Origin of the sequence: Streptomyces sp. NPDC003247 (assembly GCF_042888135.1) — a bacterium.
Lineage (GTDB): Bacteria > Actinomycetota > Actinomycetes > Streptomycetales > Streptomycetaceae > Streptomyces.
In genome coordinates this window covers 660,434-675,734 of record NZ_JBIAPF010000001.1, presented here as the reverse complement: position 1 = coordinate 675,734, position 15,301 = coordinate 660,434, and the positions used below count along the sequence as shown (strand labels likewise).

The window sequence follows — 15,301 nt, the reverse complement described above, 5'->3', positions numbered from 1 at the left end:
CCACGGTCGGCAAACACCCGGCAAACGCCCGGCCGAGCGGCCCGGCAAACGCCCGCCGAGCCGTCCGGCCGAGCCGCCCGGCGAGCTGTCCGGCCGAGCTGTCCGGCCGAGCTGTCCGGCCAAGCTGCCCGGCCAAGCTGCCCGGCCAAGCTGCCCGGCCGAGCTGTCCGGCCAAGCTGCCCGGCCGAGCTGTCCGGCCAAGCTGCCCGGCCGAGCTGCCCGGCCGAGCTGTCCGGCCGAGCTGTCCGGCCGAGCCGCCCGTCACCGGCGCGCGGCCGGGCTATCGCCTCACGCCCCGCCCACCGCCGTGAGGAGCGCCAGCGGGGCGGCCGCCGACCGGGACTCCCGGACGCACGCGTGCGGGTAGGGCACCGGCTCGGCGTGCGTGTCCCGGCCGTAGCCGGCGAGGACCTCGGGCAGCCGGTGGCCCGTCACGGTCGCCGCGTCGACCAGGGCGTGGGCGACCGTACGGGCCTCGTCGTGCAGGCCGTAGCGGGCCAGACCGAGCGTGATCAGCGCGTTGTCGTGCGGCCAGACCGAACCCCGGTGGTACGACAGCGGGTGGTACGCCGGCTGTCCCGCCGCCAGCGTGCGCACGCCCCAGCCGGAGAAGAAGTCGGGCTCCAGCAGGCGCCGCCCGACGACCTCCCCGTACTCCTTGTCCAGCAGCCCGGACCACAGCAGGTGCCCGGCGTCCGAGGCGAGCGCGTCGACCTGCCGGCCCCGGCCGTCCAGCGCGAGCGCCGGGAAGGAGCGGTCCCGCATCCAGAAGTCCCGCTGGAAGCGGTCGCGCAGATCGGCGGCGGCCTGCTCCAGCAGCGCGGCGTACGTCTCGTCCTGCCACACCGTGCGCGCCACCCACGCCGTGCGGCGCAGCGCGTCGTACGCGTACCCCTGGGCCCCCGCCGCCGTCACCGGGCCGCTCGGGCGGGTGCCGTCGGCGGAGCAGATGGAGCCGGGGGAGTCCTTCCAGTTCTGGTTGGCGAGGCCGCCCCGGTCGGCGCGGTAGACCAGGTAGCCGCGCGAGGTGAGCCCGCCGTGGTCGAGCATCCAGCCGACGGCGGCGCGGGCGTGCGGTTCGAGGCGGCGGGCGAGGGCGGCGTCGCCGGTCTGCTCGACGTACGCGCCGAGCAGCACGAGGAACAGGGGGGTGGCGTCGACCGAGCCGTAGTAGCGGCCGTAGGGGACCTGCCGGAAGTGGGCGAGTTCGCCGTGCCGCACCTCGTGGACGATCTTGCCGGGCTGGGCGACCGACTCGGGGCCGGTCTCGGTGGCCTGGGTCGCGGCGAGCGCCGGGAGCGTGGCGGCGGCCAGGTGGGGGCGGTACGGGAGGGCGAAGAGGGACGTGAGCAGGGCGTCGCGGCCCAGCAGCGTCAGGAACCAGGGGGCGCCCGCCGCCGGGACGCGCAGTTCCTCCCCGTCCGGGCCGGTCGCCGGCACCTGGAGCGCGGCCAGATCCGCGAGGCCGCGCGCGCACGCGGCGGCCAGCTCGGGCCAGCCGGTCGGGAAGGCGACGCCTTCCACGAACTCGCCCTCCTGCGCAAGAAGCTTTTCGGTCAAGCATGCCGGGGAGCGGGGTACGCGCAGGGCCCGCTTCTCGCCGTGCGGCCGCGCCATCACCCGGAGGGTCAGCTCGGCCGTGCCGTGCGGCTCCAGCTCCAGCGTCCACACCAGCCGGCGGGCACCGGTGCCGGTCTCCTCGACGCCCTCCGGGCCCGGCTCGGCGGTCACCGTCGTGACGGACCGCCACTCCCCGCGCCGGTAGGTGAACTCCACGCCGTGGTCCAGCACCTCGCGGCGGCGGACGGCGCCGGTCTTGGCGTAGGTGCGGTGGTCGGAGCGGAGTTCGAACTGGTCGGTGAAGTCGGCGTCGACGGTCAGCGCCAGCCGGACCGTCAGCGGCACCGGGCGGTTGCTGACGACCCGCAGCAGCTCCACGAACGAGCTGTCCCCGACCGCCTGTTCGCGGAAGAGCGTGCACGAGGGCGGCTCGGTACGGCCGCCGCGCGGGACGAGCACACAGCGCGCGGTGTCCCCGTCCGCGACCGGTGAGAGCACCTCCGGCACGGCCCCGTCGACCGTGAGCTGCCAGCGGCTGAGGTGCCGTGCGTCCCTGACGAACAACCCGTCGGGAGAGCCGGCGCTCCGTACGCCGCTGATGTCCCCGCGGTCACCGACGGCGGCGAACGTCCCGCCGTGCACGAGCAGATGATGCCGGTCCGTCATCCCCGGTCCCCTCCCTTGAGTGCGGTGTCGTTCGAGTGGTGCGGATGGTGCGGATGGTGGTGCCAGTGGTGCGGGCGGTGCGAGTGGTGCCGGTGGTGCGGGTGGTGCCGACCGGTCGGTCTGGTGGTGCTAGTGATGCGTGTGATGCCGATCGGTCTCGTGGCGCCGGCCGTGCTGATGGTCTGCGTGACGAGCGCTGTCGTCGGTGGGGTCGGTGCGGTCGGTGCGGTCGGTGCGGCCGGGGCGCTCGGGGCCGTCGAGGCCGTGCGGGGCGTCCGTGTCGTGCAGCAGGTCGAGGGCGAGGGCGGCGGTCCAGCTGAAGCCGGTCGCCCCGCAGGCCTCGCCGGTGTACGGGTCGACGTACTCGGCGAAGTCCGACGCGCCCGCGACGTCCAGCACGGCCTCGCGCAGCGCGTCCGCGTGCGCCCGCTCGCCGTGCGCCCTCAGGCCCCGCTCCAGCAGCCAGTTCGTGTTGAACCAGGCCGGGCCGCGCCAGTAGCGGTGCGGGTCGAAGGCCTCGCCGAGCAGGTCGTAACTGGCGGCGAGGCGGGTGGTGGTGCCCAGCCCGAAGCGCGGGCCGCGCAGCGTGTCCACGAGGGCGGCGGCGACCTCGCGCGGCAGGCCGGGCAGCAGCAGCGGCACCAGGCCGGAGACCCCGCGCTCCCGGATCAGCCCCCCGCCGCGCAGGTCCCGGCAGAGGAACATGCCCTCCGCCGGATCCCACAGCCGGTCCACGAGCGCCGCCGTCAGCCGCTCCGCGCGCGCGTGCCGGGCGGTGCCGGTGGCGCCCAGCTCCCGCGCGATACGGGCGAGCGCGTGCTCGGAGGCGATGAGCAGGGCGTTGAACGAGGGATCCTCCACGGCGAAACCACCGCCACCCCCGCCGCCACCGCTCCCCCCACCCGGCCCGAGGCCACTCCCCCCACCCGGCCCGCCACCGCTCCCCCCGCCCGGCCCGTCCCGGTACCCGCCGTCCCGGTAGTCCGTCGCCAGCCGCACGTACCGCCCGTAGTCCAGGTCCGTCGGCCGGTCCTCGGCGGCCCCGTGGTGCAGGTCGGCGCGGCGGAAGGAGCGGGTCGGGGCGGGGGTGATCCGGGAGAGCGGGGCGTCCCAGGAGGGGGCGTTGTCCATGCCCTGCTCCCAGGGGTGCACTACCGACACCAGCCCGCCCCCGCCCAGGTCCCGCCGGTGCAGCAGATAGCGGTGCCAGGCGGCCAGCCGGGGGTACACCCGGGCGAGGAAGCCGCGCGCCCGGGACAGGCCCGGGTCGGCGCAGTGCACCAGCCAGGCCGCCAGCGCGTGCACCGGTGGCTGCACGATGCCCGAGGTCTGTACGGTGCGCGGGGCGCCCGCAGCGCGCCCCGCGGTCGAGGAGCGCCAGAAGTCGGGGCTCGGGAAGTACGCGTCGAGCGGCACGGAAGGGTTGAAGACGATGTGCGGGATGCGCCCGTCGCCCCACTGGGCGGCCAGCAGCGTCTCCAGCTCCGTCTGGGCCCGCCGCGGCGAGACGTGCCGCAGCCCGATCGCGATGAACGCCGAGTCCCAGGACCACTGGTGCGGGTACAGCCCCCGCGAGGGCACCGTCGACGCTCCGGTCCAGTTGCCCCGGAGGACCTCCACCGCCCGGACGTGCAGCGACCCGGCCGGGACGGCAGGATCGTATACAGCGGCGCTTCCCGCGGGGCGGGCGATGAGCTGGGCGGTGCGATCCACTCGGGGCTCCCCGAAGAACGACGACGACGGCACGGTCGACCCGGTGCGGCAGTGGCTACCGTAGGGTTACGTCTATTTAACACGCAAAACCCACTATGTAATGCAAGCTTGGGAAGCACAAGGGGGTGCGCATGACCGGACGGCCGGGACGGACCGGCAGAGGCGGCGGTCAGGCAGGCGCCGGAGATCTGCTCGCACTGGTACGCACGGGACGGGCGACGACACGCGGTGCCCTCCAGCAGGCCACCGGCCTCTCCCGTGCGACGGTCGGCCAGCGCCTGGACCGCCTCTTCCGCGCGGGCTGGCTGCGCGAGGGCGCCGGCGGCCCGGTCGACTCCCCGCTGGGCGGCCGCCCCTCCATCACCCTGGAGTTCGACGACGCGCACGCCGTCGTCCTCGCCGCCGACCTGGACACCCGGCACGCGCGCGCGGCGGTGCTCTCCCTGACCGGCGAGCTCCTCGCCGAACACTCGGGCGTGCTGGCGGTCGAGGAGGGCCCGGACGTCGTCCTCGGCGAGCTGGGGGGCTGGTTCGCCGAGCTTCTGGAGAAGGCGGGCCACCGCGCGGACGAGGTCTGCGGCATCGGCATCGCCGTCCCCGGCCCGGTCGACAGCGAGGCCGGCCGGGTCGTCCAGCCGCCGATGATGCCCGGCTGGGACGGCTACGACATACGCGGCCGCCTCGCCAGGGCGTTCACCGACCGCACGGGGGCACCCCCGGTGCCGGTCCTCGTCGACAACGACGCCAACCTCATGGCGTACGGCGAACAGCGCACCGCCCACCCGGACTGTTCGGCGTTCGTGCTGGTGAAGGTGTCGACCGGCATCGGAGCGGGGGTCGTGGTCGACGGCGCGGTCTACCGGGGCGTGGACGGCGGGGCCGGGGACATCGGCCACATACGCGTCGGCACCGAGGCGCTGTGCCGCTGCGGCTCCCGGGGCTGCCTCGCGGCCGTCGCGAGCGGGGGCGCCGTGGCCCGGCGGCTGGCGGAGAGCGGGGTCCCCGCGGCCTCCGGCTCGGACGTGCGCGATCTGCTCGCCGCCGGGCACCCGGAGGCGGCCGCGCTGGCCCGGGAGGCCGGACGGCAGGTGGGCGACGTGCTGGCGACCGTCGTGACGCTGCTCAACCCCGGGGTGCTGATGATCGCCGGTGACCTGGCCGGCACCCCCTTCGTCACGGGCGTGCGCGAGCTGCTCTACCAGCGGGCGCTGCCACGCTCCACCGCCCGGCTGGAGGTGGTCACCTCGCGGCTGGGGGAGCGCGCGGGACTGGTGGGCGCCGGGGCGCTGGTCGTGGAGCACCTGTACGCGCCGGAGCGGGTGGAGGAACGCCTGCTGGCGATGGGCTTCTGATACCGGGCCGGGGGGATTCCGACACCGGGAGGGGGGATCCCGGCACTGGGAAGGGGGGCTTCCGGCACCGGGCCGTGTCGTCCGTGTTTCCGTCCCGAACCGGCGTCCGCATGGTGGAACCGGGCCATCTGTGGAAGCGTGATTCTCGCCACCCTGGAGCCTCCCTTGATAGGGGTAGCGCTCAGATGAGCGGTTCGCGCGCGACTGCACTTCTCCAAGGGGTGGCACTGAGTGCCACCCTTTGATCGTTCATCGATCGAAATCAAACGCGCCGCGACCCGCTCATCTGAGCGTAAAAACGGGGTTGTGGGCCTGTCTGTGTTCAAGAAGTGAAAACATCGGCTGCTCAGCGCTTGCTCAGCCTTGACTTTCGATCCCGTGGCGGACGACGGGTTACGAGCGTATGACGCACAAGTAGACGTACCCAGGCGCCTTCGATCTGGGTATGTTCCTGGCCGTCAGGGCAGCCACCGCGTCCTCGAGGAGTCGAGACCCGTGTCGGAAAACAAAGATCCCCACGTAGCTCAGCCGGCAGCGAGCGTTGAGGGCGTGAAGTTCGTCTACGACTTCACCGAGGGCAACAAGGACCTCAAGGACCTCCTCGGTGGCAAGGGCGCCAACCTCGCCGAGATGACCAACCTGGGCCTGCCGGTTCCGCCCGGCTTCACCATCACCACCGAGGCCTGCAAGGTCTACCTCGACAGCGGCGAGGAGCCGGCGGCACTGCGTGACGAGGTGAGTGCGCACCTCGTCGCCCTCGAGGAGCGGATGGGCAAGAAGCTCGGCCAGGCCGACAACCCCCTGCTCGTCTCGGTCCGCTCCGGTGCCAAGTTCTCGATGCCCGGCATGATGGACACGGTCCTCAACATCGGCCTCTCCGACAAGTCGGTCCAGGGCCTGGCCGCGCAGGCGGGCGACGACCGCTTCGCCTGGGACTCCTACCGCCGGCTGATCCAGATGTTCGGCAAGACGGTCCTCGGTGTCGACGGCGAGCTCTTCGAGGAGGCCCTGGAGGCGGCGAAGGCGGCCAAGAAGGTCACGGTCGACACGGAGCTGGAGGCCGCGGACCTCAAGAAGCTGGTCACCAAGTTCAAGAAGATCGTCAAGACCGAGGCCGGGCGGGACTTCCCGCAGGACCCGCGCGAGCAGATGGACCTCGCGATCAAGGCGGTCTTCGACTCGTGGAACGGCGACCGGGCGAAGCTGTACCGGCGGCAGGAGCGCATCCCGCACGACCTGGGCACGGCAGTGAACGTCTGTTCGATGGTGTTCGGCAACCTGGGGCCGGACTCCGGCACCGGCGTCGCCTTCACCCGTGACCCCGCCTCGGGCCACCAGGGCGTCTACGGCGACTACCTCCAGAACGCCCAGGGCGAGGACGTCGTCGCCGGCATCCGCAACACCGTGCCCCTGGCCGAGCTGGAGCGGATCGACAAGAAGTCCTACGACCAGCTGCTCGGCATCATGGAGACGCTGGAGAACCACTACAAGGACCTCTGCGACATCGAGTTCACGATCGAGCGCGGTCAGCTGTGGATGCTCCAGACGCGCGTGGGCAAGCGCACGGCCGGCGCCGCCTTCCGCATCGCCACCCAGCTCGTCGACCAGGGCCTGATCGACGAGACCGAGGCCCTCCAGCGGGTCAACGGCGCGCAGCTCGCGCAGCTGATGTTCCCCCGCTTCGACGAGCACGCCAAGACCGAGCAGGTCGGCCGGGGCATCGCCGCCTCGCCGGGCGCGGCGGTCGGCAAGGCGGTCTTCGACTCGTACACGGCCGTCAAGTGGTCCCGCTCCGGCGAGAAGGTCATCCTCGTCCGCCGCGAGACCAACCCCGACGACCTGGACGGCATGATCGCCGCCGAGGGCATCCTGACCTCGCGCGGCGGCAAGACCTCCCACGCGGCGGTCGTGGCCCGCGGCATGGGCAAGACCTGCGTCTGCGGCGCCGAGGAGCTGGAGGTCGACACCAAGCGCCGCCGCATGACCGTCCCCGGCGGCCACGTGGTGGAAGAGGGCGACGTCATCTCCATCGACGGCTCCACCGGCAAGGTCTACCTCGGCGAGGTCCCCGTCGTCCCGTCCCCGGTCGTCGAGTACTTCGAGGGCCGTATGCACGCCGGCGCCGACGACGCCGACGAGTTGGTCGAGGCCGTGCACCGCATCATGGCCTTCGCCGACCGCAAGCGCCGGCTGCGGGTCCGCGCGAACGCCGACAACGCCGAGGACGCGCTGCGCGCCCGCCGCTTCGGCGCCCAGGGCATCGGCCTGTGCCGCACCGAGCACATGTTCCTCGGCGACCGCCGTGAACTGGTCGAGCGCCTGATCCTCGCGGACACGGAGGCCGAGCGCGAGGAGTCCCTGAAGGAGCTGCTCCCGCTCCAGAAGCGGGACTTCGTGGAGCTCTTCGAGGCGATGGACGGCCTCCCGGTCACGATCCGTCTCCTCGACCCGCCGCTGCACGAGTTCCTCCCCGACATCACGGAACTCTCGGTCCGCGTCGCCCTCGCGGAGTCCCGTCAGGAGCCGCACGAGAACGAGCTGCGCCTGCTCCAGGCGGTCCACCGCCTGCACGAGCAGAACCCGATGCTCGGCCTGCGCGGTGTCCGGCTGGGCCTGGTCATCCCCGGCCTGTTCACCATGCAGGTCCGGGCCATCGCCGAGGCGGCGGCCGAGCGCCGCAACGCCAAGGGCGACCCGCGCGCCGAGATCATGATCCCGCTCGTCGGCACCGTCCAGGAGCTGGAGATCGTCCGCGAGGAGGCCGACCAGGTCGTCGCGGAGGTCGAGGCGGCGACGGGCGTGACCCTGAAGCTGTCGATCGGCACGATGATCGAACTGCCGCGGGCCGCGCTGACCGCCGGTCAGATCGCCGAGGCCGCGGAGTTCTTCAGCTTCGGCACGAACGACCTCACCCAGACGGTCTGGGGCTTCAGCCGCGACGACGTGGAGGCCTCCTTCTTCACCGCGTACCTGGAGAAGGGCATCTTCGGCGTCTCCCCGTTCGAGACCATCGACAAGGACGGCGTGGGCTCCCTGGTGAAGGCCGCCGCCGAAGCGGGCCGCCGCACCCGCCCCGACCTCAAGCTCGGCGTCTGCGGCGAACACGGCGGCGACCCCGAGTCCGTCCACTTCTTCCACGAGGTCGGCCTCGACTACGTCTCCTGCTCCCCCTTCCGCATCCCGGTGGCCCGCCTGGAGGCGGGGCGCGCGGCGACGCAGTCGGAGGGCAGCGACCACCGCTGACCCGGGCCCGTCCCCGACGGACCCCACCCGACCCCGGAGCCGCCGCGGTCCCCGACCCTCAGTACCGATCGGGGCGGCTCCGGCATGCAAGAGGAGGGCGACACCCTGTGCGGGGGTGTCGCCCTCTGTGCTGTTTCCGGGCGGTGGCTGGTTATCGATCACCTGATGTGATGGCGGGTCGACGACTGAAGGTTTCTTCTTGTGATTGATCCATTACCTTCTGTGATCACCCGGGGGGTGATGGAGCCTCCCGGTGACCGAGAGGTGAGGGATGAAGAAGCTCCTGGTGGGCGCGGCCGCGGCGGTGCTGTTCTGTACGGGTGTGGGGACGGCGGCTGCTGATGCGTGGCATGAGCTGCCCGACATGCATCCGGACGGGGTGCTGTTCTTCGAGGGGCAGTACCAGTTCAATCCGCCGGAGCGGAACCACGGTGCCTTCGAGTGGAGGGGGAAGTTGCAGGACGCCCTGCCGGACGACGGGCACAACGTGTACATGCAGGCGCGCGCCGAAGGACACGGCTGGTCGCGTTACAACGGCAAGCAGCGGCGCACGGTGTATCTGCACCACTCCAACTGGGACGGCGCCCAGCGCTACACGGACAACGCGGAGATCCGGGCGTGCCGTGACCGTGGAAGCCTGCGGCCCGACAACTGTTCCCCGGTGGCAGAGCGCCGCGGTCCGAAATGGACGCGCTGACACTGTCTCGGACTCCGAGGCCCGGGCGGATGTCCGGGCCTCCGCTCGCCATAGGGGAAGAAGATCAATACGTCAGAAGTCCTGTCGGCCGAAGGTGTCGAGCTCTGTTACGGCGAGACGCGAGCCGTCAGGGATGCGCAATTCACGGTCCGCCGCGGCGAGGTCGCGGCGATCACCGGGCAGAGTGGGTCCGGTAAGTCCTCGTTGCTGTACTGCCTGGCCGGGGTGCTGCCCGTGGCGCGAGGAGAGGTCCGCTTCGAGGGGCGCTCGCTCGCGGAACTGGACGACGAGGAACTCAGCGCGCTGCGCCGGGAGCGGTTCGGATTCGTGTTCCAGTACGGAGAGCTCCTGCCCGAGCTGACGGTCGAGGAGAACACGGCTCTGCCTCTGCGCCTGGCAGGCCAGCGCAAGGCCGAGGCGCTGGCCGCCGCGGGTGAGGTTCTCGGGCGGCTCGGGCTGGCGGACCTGCGTCAGCGTCGGCCTTCGCAGGTCTCGGGCGGGCAGAGCCAACGGGTGGCCGTGGCCCGTGCGCTGGTCCACCGTCCTGCCGTGGTGTTCGCGGACGAACCCACGGGATCGCTCGACAGCGCCAACGCCACGGCCGTGCTCGACGAGTTCCTGGCGCTGGCCCGGTCTCAGGGCACTGCTGTGGTCCTCGTCACCCACGATGCCGACGTGGCGGCTCGCGCGGACACGCACTACATCATGCGTGACGGTGCACTGGCCTGTCGGGCCAGGGAGGTGTCGTGAGGGAACTGCTACTGGGACTGCGCCTGTTGCTGGGCAGTGGCCGGGGCAGCCGGGCACGGTTCCTGCTGATGACGCTCGGCGCCGGGGTCGGCGTGTGCTGCCTCGCCCTGGTTCTGGCCATTCCCGGCATCCTCGCCGCGCAGGACGCACGGCAGATGGCACGCGATCCGGACTGTGTGCGAGGCCGGACACTTTGTGGGTCCGGTGATCGAGCGGCCCTCCAGCTCATGCACACGGATCCCTACGGTTCGCGCCCCCTGACCCGGGTCTTCCTCGCCAGGGGAACGGATCCCACCGAACCTCCGCCGGGTCTCGACGTGTTCCCCGCCGCCGGCGAGGTGTTCGTGTCGCCTCGGCTGCACGAGATCCTCCGGGACGAACCGAGTGCCTCGCAGCTCGTCCCGGGCAGGGAAGCCGGACAGATCGCCGCCGCAGGACTGGCTCGCCCCGACGAGCTCTACGCCTACATCGGCGTCGACCGGAGGGACCTTCCGCAGGGCGAACGCATGTCGGGCTTCGGCAGGGACTACGTTCGGACGCCCACCGTGGAGGACTCGACCCTCGACATCGTGCGCTTCACGCTCTCCGGCGTGGTCCTGCTTCCCCTCGCGGTCTTCCTGGCCGTGTGCGCCCGGCTCTCCGCCGCCGCACGGGACCGACGGCTGGCCGCGCTGCGGCTGCTGGGGGTGAGCAGGAAGGGCGTCCAGCGAGTCAACGCCGCCGAGACCGTCGCGGCCGCGTTCCTCGGCGCCGTACTGGGCCTTGCCACGTTCTGGTTCGTCAACCAGCTCGTCGCGCGGGTCGGACTGCCCGGCTTCACCTGGTATCCGTCCGACGGATCGCTGTCCGCGTCCACGGTCGTCGTCTGTCTGGCCGGGTGTCCTGCGCTGGCCTGGTTCGTGGGACGGCTCGGTGGCCGGCGAGCGGCTGACAACCCGCTGGCGGTACGGCGTGGTGCCGTCGCCAAGGCCCCGTCCAAGTGGGGGCTGCTTCCGCTGATCCCCGGGCTGGGCATCGTGACGGGATACTGCGTCGCCGGCGCGACCGGACACGCCCCGCGCGACACGAGCCTCTCGTCCGTCCTCATGCCGATCGCGGTCGTGCTGGTCGGCGTCGGGCTCGTCATGGCCCTGCCCCTGCTGTCGGGGGTGCTCGCACGACGTGTCGCTCGATCGGCCCGTTCGCTCTCCCTCGGGCTCGCCATGCGGCGCAACGAGGTGGAGCCCGGCGGTGCGTTCCGCGTGGCGACCGGTCTGGTCCTCCTGGTGTTCGGCGCCTCCCTGGTGCAGGGCGTGCTCATCGAGCTCGATCAGGTGACCAGGCACACCGCATCCACCCAGACGTACCGCGTCGAGCTGGACACCGTCACACAGGAGCAGCAGCGGGCCATGAAGGAGGTGCCGGCGGGCCGTGGGCATGTGCTCGACGCGAACTCATGGCGGGATCCGGCAGACACCAGGATCTGGTCTCCCGCGATTCAGGCAGTGGTGGCCACGTGTGATCAACTGCGTGACCTGGTGCCCCGGGTCGGCCGTTGCGTCGACGGGCGGCCCAGCCGGCTGGTGAACGCCGCCAATCCCTCCCTGGACGCGGAAGACAAGCCGGGATCCGTCTTCCCTTTCCATGTGCGCGATGAGAAGAAGCAACTCCGTGTGATCAACGTGAGAGTGCCACAGGAGATCGTCACCTACGACGACGACTCGGGTCTGTCGCCTCTCAGCAGCGGCCAGGTACTTCTGCCTCCCGGCATGCTGCCGACCGGCTTCCGCCCTGAGGGCGCCGTCCTCGTCTTCGTCAGCAGCTCCGCTCCCGAGACGGTCCGCACCGTCCTGGACAGCATCGGCGGTATCAACCCGACCGCGAAGGTCTGGACTCCCGGCATCAACGTCGAGGCGCTGGAGCAGGTCGCCATCGTCAAGACCCTCCTGGCCGTCGGCATGGTCCTGGGCCTGGTCATCGGCGTGGCCGCCTACCTCGTCGCCGCGACCGACCGGGCCGTCGAGCGGCGCCCCCAGGTCACCGCGCTCGCACTGATCGGCGCGCGTCCCCGCACCCTGCGGGCCGTGCAGGTCACGCAGGTGGTGGTACCGCTCGGCGTGGGACTCGTGCTGGCCCTGGTCGCGGGCAAGGCAGCCGAGTCGAGTTATCTCGTCACCGGCGGCGGGGACATCTTCTGGGACGGTGCCGGGGTGCCCCTGCTGGTGGCGTCCGCTCTGGGGGTCGTGCTCATCGCCGCTCTCGGGTCGCTCCCGCTGGTCGGCCGCCGTATCGACCCGGAGTTGATCCGGCGGGACTGAGGATGCGGGACGGAGGGGCGGCACCCTGGGCGAGGGTGTCGCCCTCTCGCCTTGCCATCTGCGCCTGAGGCGTTTCCCGGAAACCACCTGCCGAACGGGTGGAGGCGTTCCATCGCCACACCTTCGCTCACGCTTCAGCGACTGGCACGCGCGATCTCGATGGCGAGGGCGCCGAGAGCTTCCTTTTCCGGCGGGTAGATGGCGCGCATGTTCGCGAGCTGCTGTTCGCGGGTGGCGGTCGGGTTGACGTTCGCCGGTCCCTCGCCGTCGAGCAGGGCCTCGAAGTCGGGGTACGGCGTGACCCGCTTGACCTCCACGTCGCAGGTCTCGTCCGTGCCCTTGATGCGGAAGCGGATGGTGTCGCCGGAGGTCAGGACGGCGAGGTGCGGGTACTTCACCCGCACCTCGATCGTCTTGGTACCCCGGCGACAAGTTCGAAGTACTGCCGGTAGAGGTCGAGTTCGTGGACGCGGGCGGTGGCGTCGGTCATGGCGCGGGAACGCTCCTGGTGGCTGGCATGGTTATCATGCGGCCGATTTCGGCTGCCGAGTACGAGCGGAAGAAGTGGCGGGGGCCGGACAGCAAGGTACCGGTCATGGCCAGCAGCCGTTCGGCGTACTCCGCGACGGTGCCGGGCCACCGACGGGTGTCGAACATCCAGTCAGCGGTGTGTTCGGACAACTTCGTCTACGCGGTGACGACCCATCTGGCCTTGGGCGGGCCTGAGCACGTCCGGCAAGCCATTGCCGGCGCGGACACGGCGATCCGGCTCTACCGCAGCGCCGAGGACGACGACCGGTCGGTCGGCGACCTGTTCGCCGCCCATGTCGATCTTGCCCGTGCTCATCTGCTCCTGGGCGACCTGGACGGTACCGAGGCGATGCTCGGATTCGTTCTCGGCTCCGAGCCGGAGCGCATGTCGGCCGGCATCGTGCGTCGGCTCATCGCTCTGGGCCGGGAGTTGAGCGGGCCGCAGTACGGTGGAGCCGCGCAGGCGGCACACCTGCGCGAACGACTCCAGCACACGGCCGCCCTCGCCTCACCCGCCGCCCATCCTCCGGAGCTGCCGACGTGACCGAACCGTCCGCCGCACACGACGCCGCAGTCACTGATCGGGGTCGCCTCGCCGGAAGCGCCTACAGCAGCGACCGGGATCTGGCCGCCCGCCAGTCGCTCTACCGGTGGCAGACGCCCCGTCACGATCTGCCCGGCATCGTCGCCGAGAAGCTGAGCGGTGTGCGCGGGCGCGTGGTCGATGTGGGCTGCGGCAACGGCACGTTCATGCAGCGGCTCCGGCGGGACCGGCCCGACCTGCACCTGCTCGGCCTGGACATCGCGCCCGGCATCCTCACCGGCGTTCCCGGCCCGGTCGCCGTGGCGGACGCGACGCGCCTGCCGCTGGCCACGGGGAGTGTCGACGCCGCCTTGGCACTGCACATGCTGTACCACGTCCCGGACATCCCGCAGGCGGTCAGGGAACTGTCCCGTGTGGTGGCCCGCGACGGGCTGGTGATCGCCTCCACCAACAGCGGCCGGGACAAAGCCGGACTCGACGACCTGTGGCAGCGGGCGGCGGGCGACGTCCTCGGCGTCGAGCGCGGACCTGCCCGCATCTCGCTCAGCGCCCGCTTCACCCTGGAGAAGGCCCCGGCCTTCCTGGGGGAGGGGTTCGGCCGTGTGGAGACGATCGAACTGCCCGGCACCATCACGGTCCGCGATCCCGAGCCGGTCATCGCGCACATGGCCTCGTACCAGGCGTGGGCGGACCAGCACGATGTGCCTTTCGAGGCCACGATCGAGCGGGCCCGCACGGTCCTCGTCGAGCACATCGCCCGGTACGGGACCTTCGAGGTCACATGCCTGGGCGGCATGCTCGTCTGTCGTCGCTGAGTGCCGCCCCGTCCCGTCGGCGTCGGCATCGTCATGCCGGCGGGAGAGGGGTGGTGGCCGGGCGGCCTGCCGTCGGGTTCCGGGACCGCCCGGCCCTGCTCTAGAGCGGCACCCCCACCCCCGTGAACGTAGTCTCCGGGGTCTGGGGGCTGGAAAAGCGGGCGTTGACTACGTAGAGGCGGTTGTGGTGGTGGGCGGTTGTGGTGGGGACGTCGAAGTGGGGGGAGGTGATCGTGCGGGTGAGGGTGGCGGTGGTGGCCGTTCTGTCGAGGGTCCAGGCGGTGATCTTGTTCAGGCGGTTCTGGACGACGTACAGGGTGCGGCCGATGCGCAGGAGGCCGTCGCCGTTGGTGACGTCGGGTGCGCCGGTCAGGGTGATCACGGTGGCGTGACCGGTGCGGAGGCTCACGCGGTAGAGCCGGCCCGCGTTGACGACGATCAGGCCGCGGCCGTCGGCGGTGGCCACGAGGCCGTTGGCGCTGTTGGTGCCGGCGGGGGCCTGGACCCATTCGCCGGTGAGGGGGAGCGCGCGCACCGCGCCGCCGCGGCCGCGCGGGACGCCGTACAGGACGGCGTCGCGGGAGTCGGTGAACCAGGCGCGGTCCCGGTGCAGGACGACGTCGTTGATGAAGGGCGCCGCGTCGCGGGTGAGCTGGTGGGTGGCGAGCACCTCGCCCGAGCGGGAGTCGATGACCCTCGCGGTTCCCCCGGCGCCGCCGCTGACGTACAGCAGGCCGTCGTCGTCCAGCTTCAGGCCGATGGACGCGAGGCCGGTGCCGCCCGCGTGGAGCACGGTGCCCTCGCCGGTGCGCAGGTCGGTGCGGTAGACGCCGCCGTGGGCGCGGGAGCCCATGTAGGCGTACGGCCCGCCGCCGATGGTGATGCCTTCGGGGAGCCAGCCGTCGGGGAGCGGGAACACCGTCGGCCAGGTCGCCGTGCCGGTGCGGGGCGTCGCCTCGGCCGGGGCCGCCGTGGCGGTCAGGGCGAGGGCGGCCAGGGCACCGCCGAGGACGGTGCGGCGCGAGGGGGCGGGAGTCATGTCGGTGCCTCCGGGAAGGGGTCGGGCGGCGGACTCGTCATGCGCGACGTCGCCTCCATCGTGCACTCGCGCACCGCATGACGAGCCGCCGTTT

Annotated in this window: 10 protein-coding genes and 2 pseudogenes; 7 read left to right on the top strand and 5 right to left on the bottom strand. The window is 71.9% G+C overall.

What is annotated here, in order from left to right; genetic code table 11:
- Window positions 1-288: 288 nt before the first annotated feature.
- Both ACFYWQ_RS02845 and ACFYWQ_RS02840 read right to left on the bottom strand, forming a co-directional pair.
- Window positions 289-2,226: a glycogen debranching N-terminal domain-containing protein gene (locus ACFYWQ_RS02845; protein ID WP_389512142.1), complete on the bottom strand. Its 1,938-nt coding sequence runs from the start codon at window positions 2,224-2,226 to the stop codon at window positions 289-291.
- A gap of 129 nt (window positions 2,227-2,355) precedes the next feature.
- Window positions 2,356-3,939, bottom strand: a complete 1,584-nt coding sequence (locus tag ACFYWQ_RS02840; RefSeq protein ID WP_389512140.1) for a hypothetical protein — start codon at window positions 3,937-3,939, stop codon at window positions 2,356-2,358.
- Between the two features lie 131 nt (window positions 3,940-4,070).
- Between ACFYWQ_RS02840 and ACFYWQ_RS02835 the strand changes: the two genes are divergently transcribed.
- From ACFYWQ_RS02835 to ACFYWQ_RS02815, 5 genes are all read left to right on the top strand, one after another.
- Window positions 4,071-5,291, top strand: coding sequence for an ROK family protein (locus ACFYWQ_RS02835; RefSeq protein ID WP_389512137.1), 1,221 nt, complete (start codon window positions 4,071-4,073; stop codon window positions 5,289-5,291).
- A gap of 495 nt (window positions 5,292-5,786) precedes the next feature.
- Window positions 5,787-8,534, top strand: a complete 2,748-nt coding sequence (gene ppdK / locus ACFYWQ_RS02830) for a pyruvate, phosphate dikinase (RefSeq protein ID WP_389512135.1) — start codon at window positions 5,787-5,789, stop codon at window positions 8,532-8,534.
- A gap of 271 nt (window positions 8,535-8,805) precedes the next feature.
- Window positions 8,806-9,231 carry a hypothetical protein gene (locus ACFYWQ_RS02825; protein WP_389512133.1) on the top strand — a complete coding sequence of 142 codons (426 nt, stop codon included), beginning with the start codon at window positions 8,806-8,808 and terminating at the stop codon, window positions 9,229-9,231.
- 63 nt (window positions 9,232-9,294) lie between these two features.
- Window positions 9,295-9,981, top strand: coding sequence for an ABC transporter ATP-binding protein (locus tag ACFYWQ_RS02820; protein WP_389512865.1), 687 nt, complete (start codon window positions 9,295-9,297; stop codon window positions 9,979-9,981).
- Complete coding sequence (locus tag ACFYWQ_RS02815; RefSeq protein WP_389512131.1) at window positions 9,978-12,278, top strand: FtsX-like permease family protein; 2,301 nt, start codon at window positions 9,978-9,980, stop codon at window positions 12,276-12,278. The genes ACFYWQ_RS02820 and ACFYWQ_RS02815 overlap by 4 nt, the downstream gene beginning before the upstream one ends.
- Before the next feature lie 134 nt (window positions 12,279-12,412).
- Here the strand turns inward: ACFYWQ_RS02815 and ACFYWQ_RS02810 are convergent.
- A pseudogene (locus ACFYWQ_RS02810) lies at window positions 12,413-12,768 on the bottom strand (ASCH domain-containing protein).
- Window positions 12,765-12,944 (bottom strand): annotated as a pseudogene (locus ACFYWQ_RS02805) (hypothetical protein); the annotation flags it as partial. The pseudogenes ACFYWQ_RS02805 and ACFYWQ_RS02810, both read right to left, overlap by 4 nt.
- 28 nt (window positions 12,945-12,972) lie before the next feature.
- On the opposite strand from ACFYWQ_RS02805, the gene ACFYWQ_RS02800 reads away from it, so the two are divergent.
- A complete protein-coding gene (locus ACFYWQ_RS02800; RefSeq protein ID WP_389512130.1) occupies window positions 12,973-13,353 on the top strand; it encodes a hypothetical protein in 381 nt (126 codons plus the stop codon).
- Complete coding sequence (locus ACFYWQ_RS02795; RefSeq protein WP_389512129.1) at window positions 13,350-14,168, top strand: class I SAM-dependent methyltransferase; 819 nt, start codon at window positions 13,350-13,352, stop codon at window positions 14,166-14,168. The genes ACFYWQ_RS02800 and ACFYWQ_RS02795 overlap by 4 nt, the downstream gene beginning before the upstream one ends.
- 100 nt (window positions 14,169-14,268) lie before the next feature.
- Here the strand turns inward: ACFYWQ_RS02795 and ACFYWQ_RS02790 are convergent, their stop codons facing one another.
- Window positions 14,269-15,207: a superoxide dismutase gene (locus tag ACFYWQ_RS02790; protein WP_389512127.1), complete on the bottom strand. Its 939-nt coding sequence runs from the start codon at window positions 15,205-15,207 to the stop codon at window positions 14,269-14,271.
- Between the last annotated feature and the right edge of the window lie 94 nt (window positions 15,208-15,301).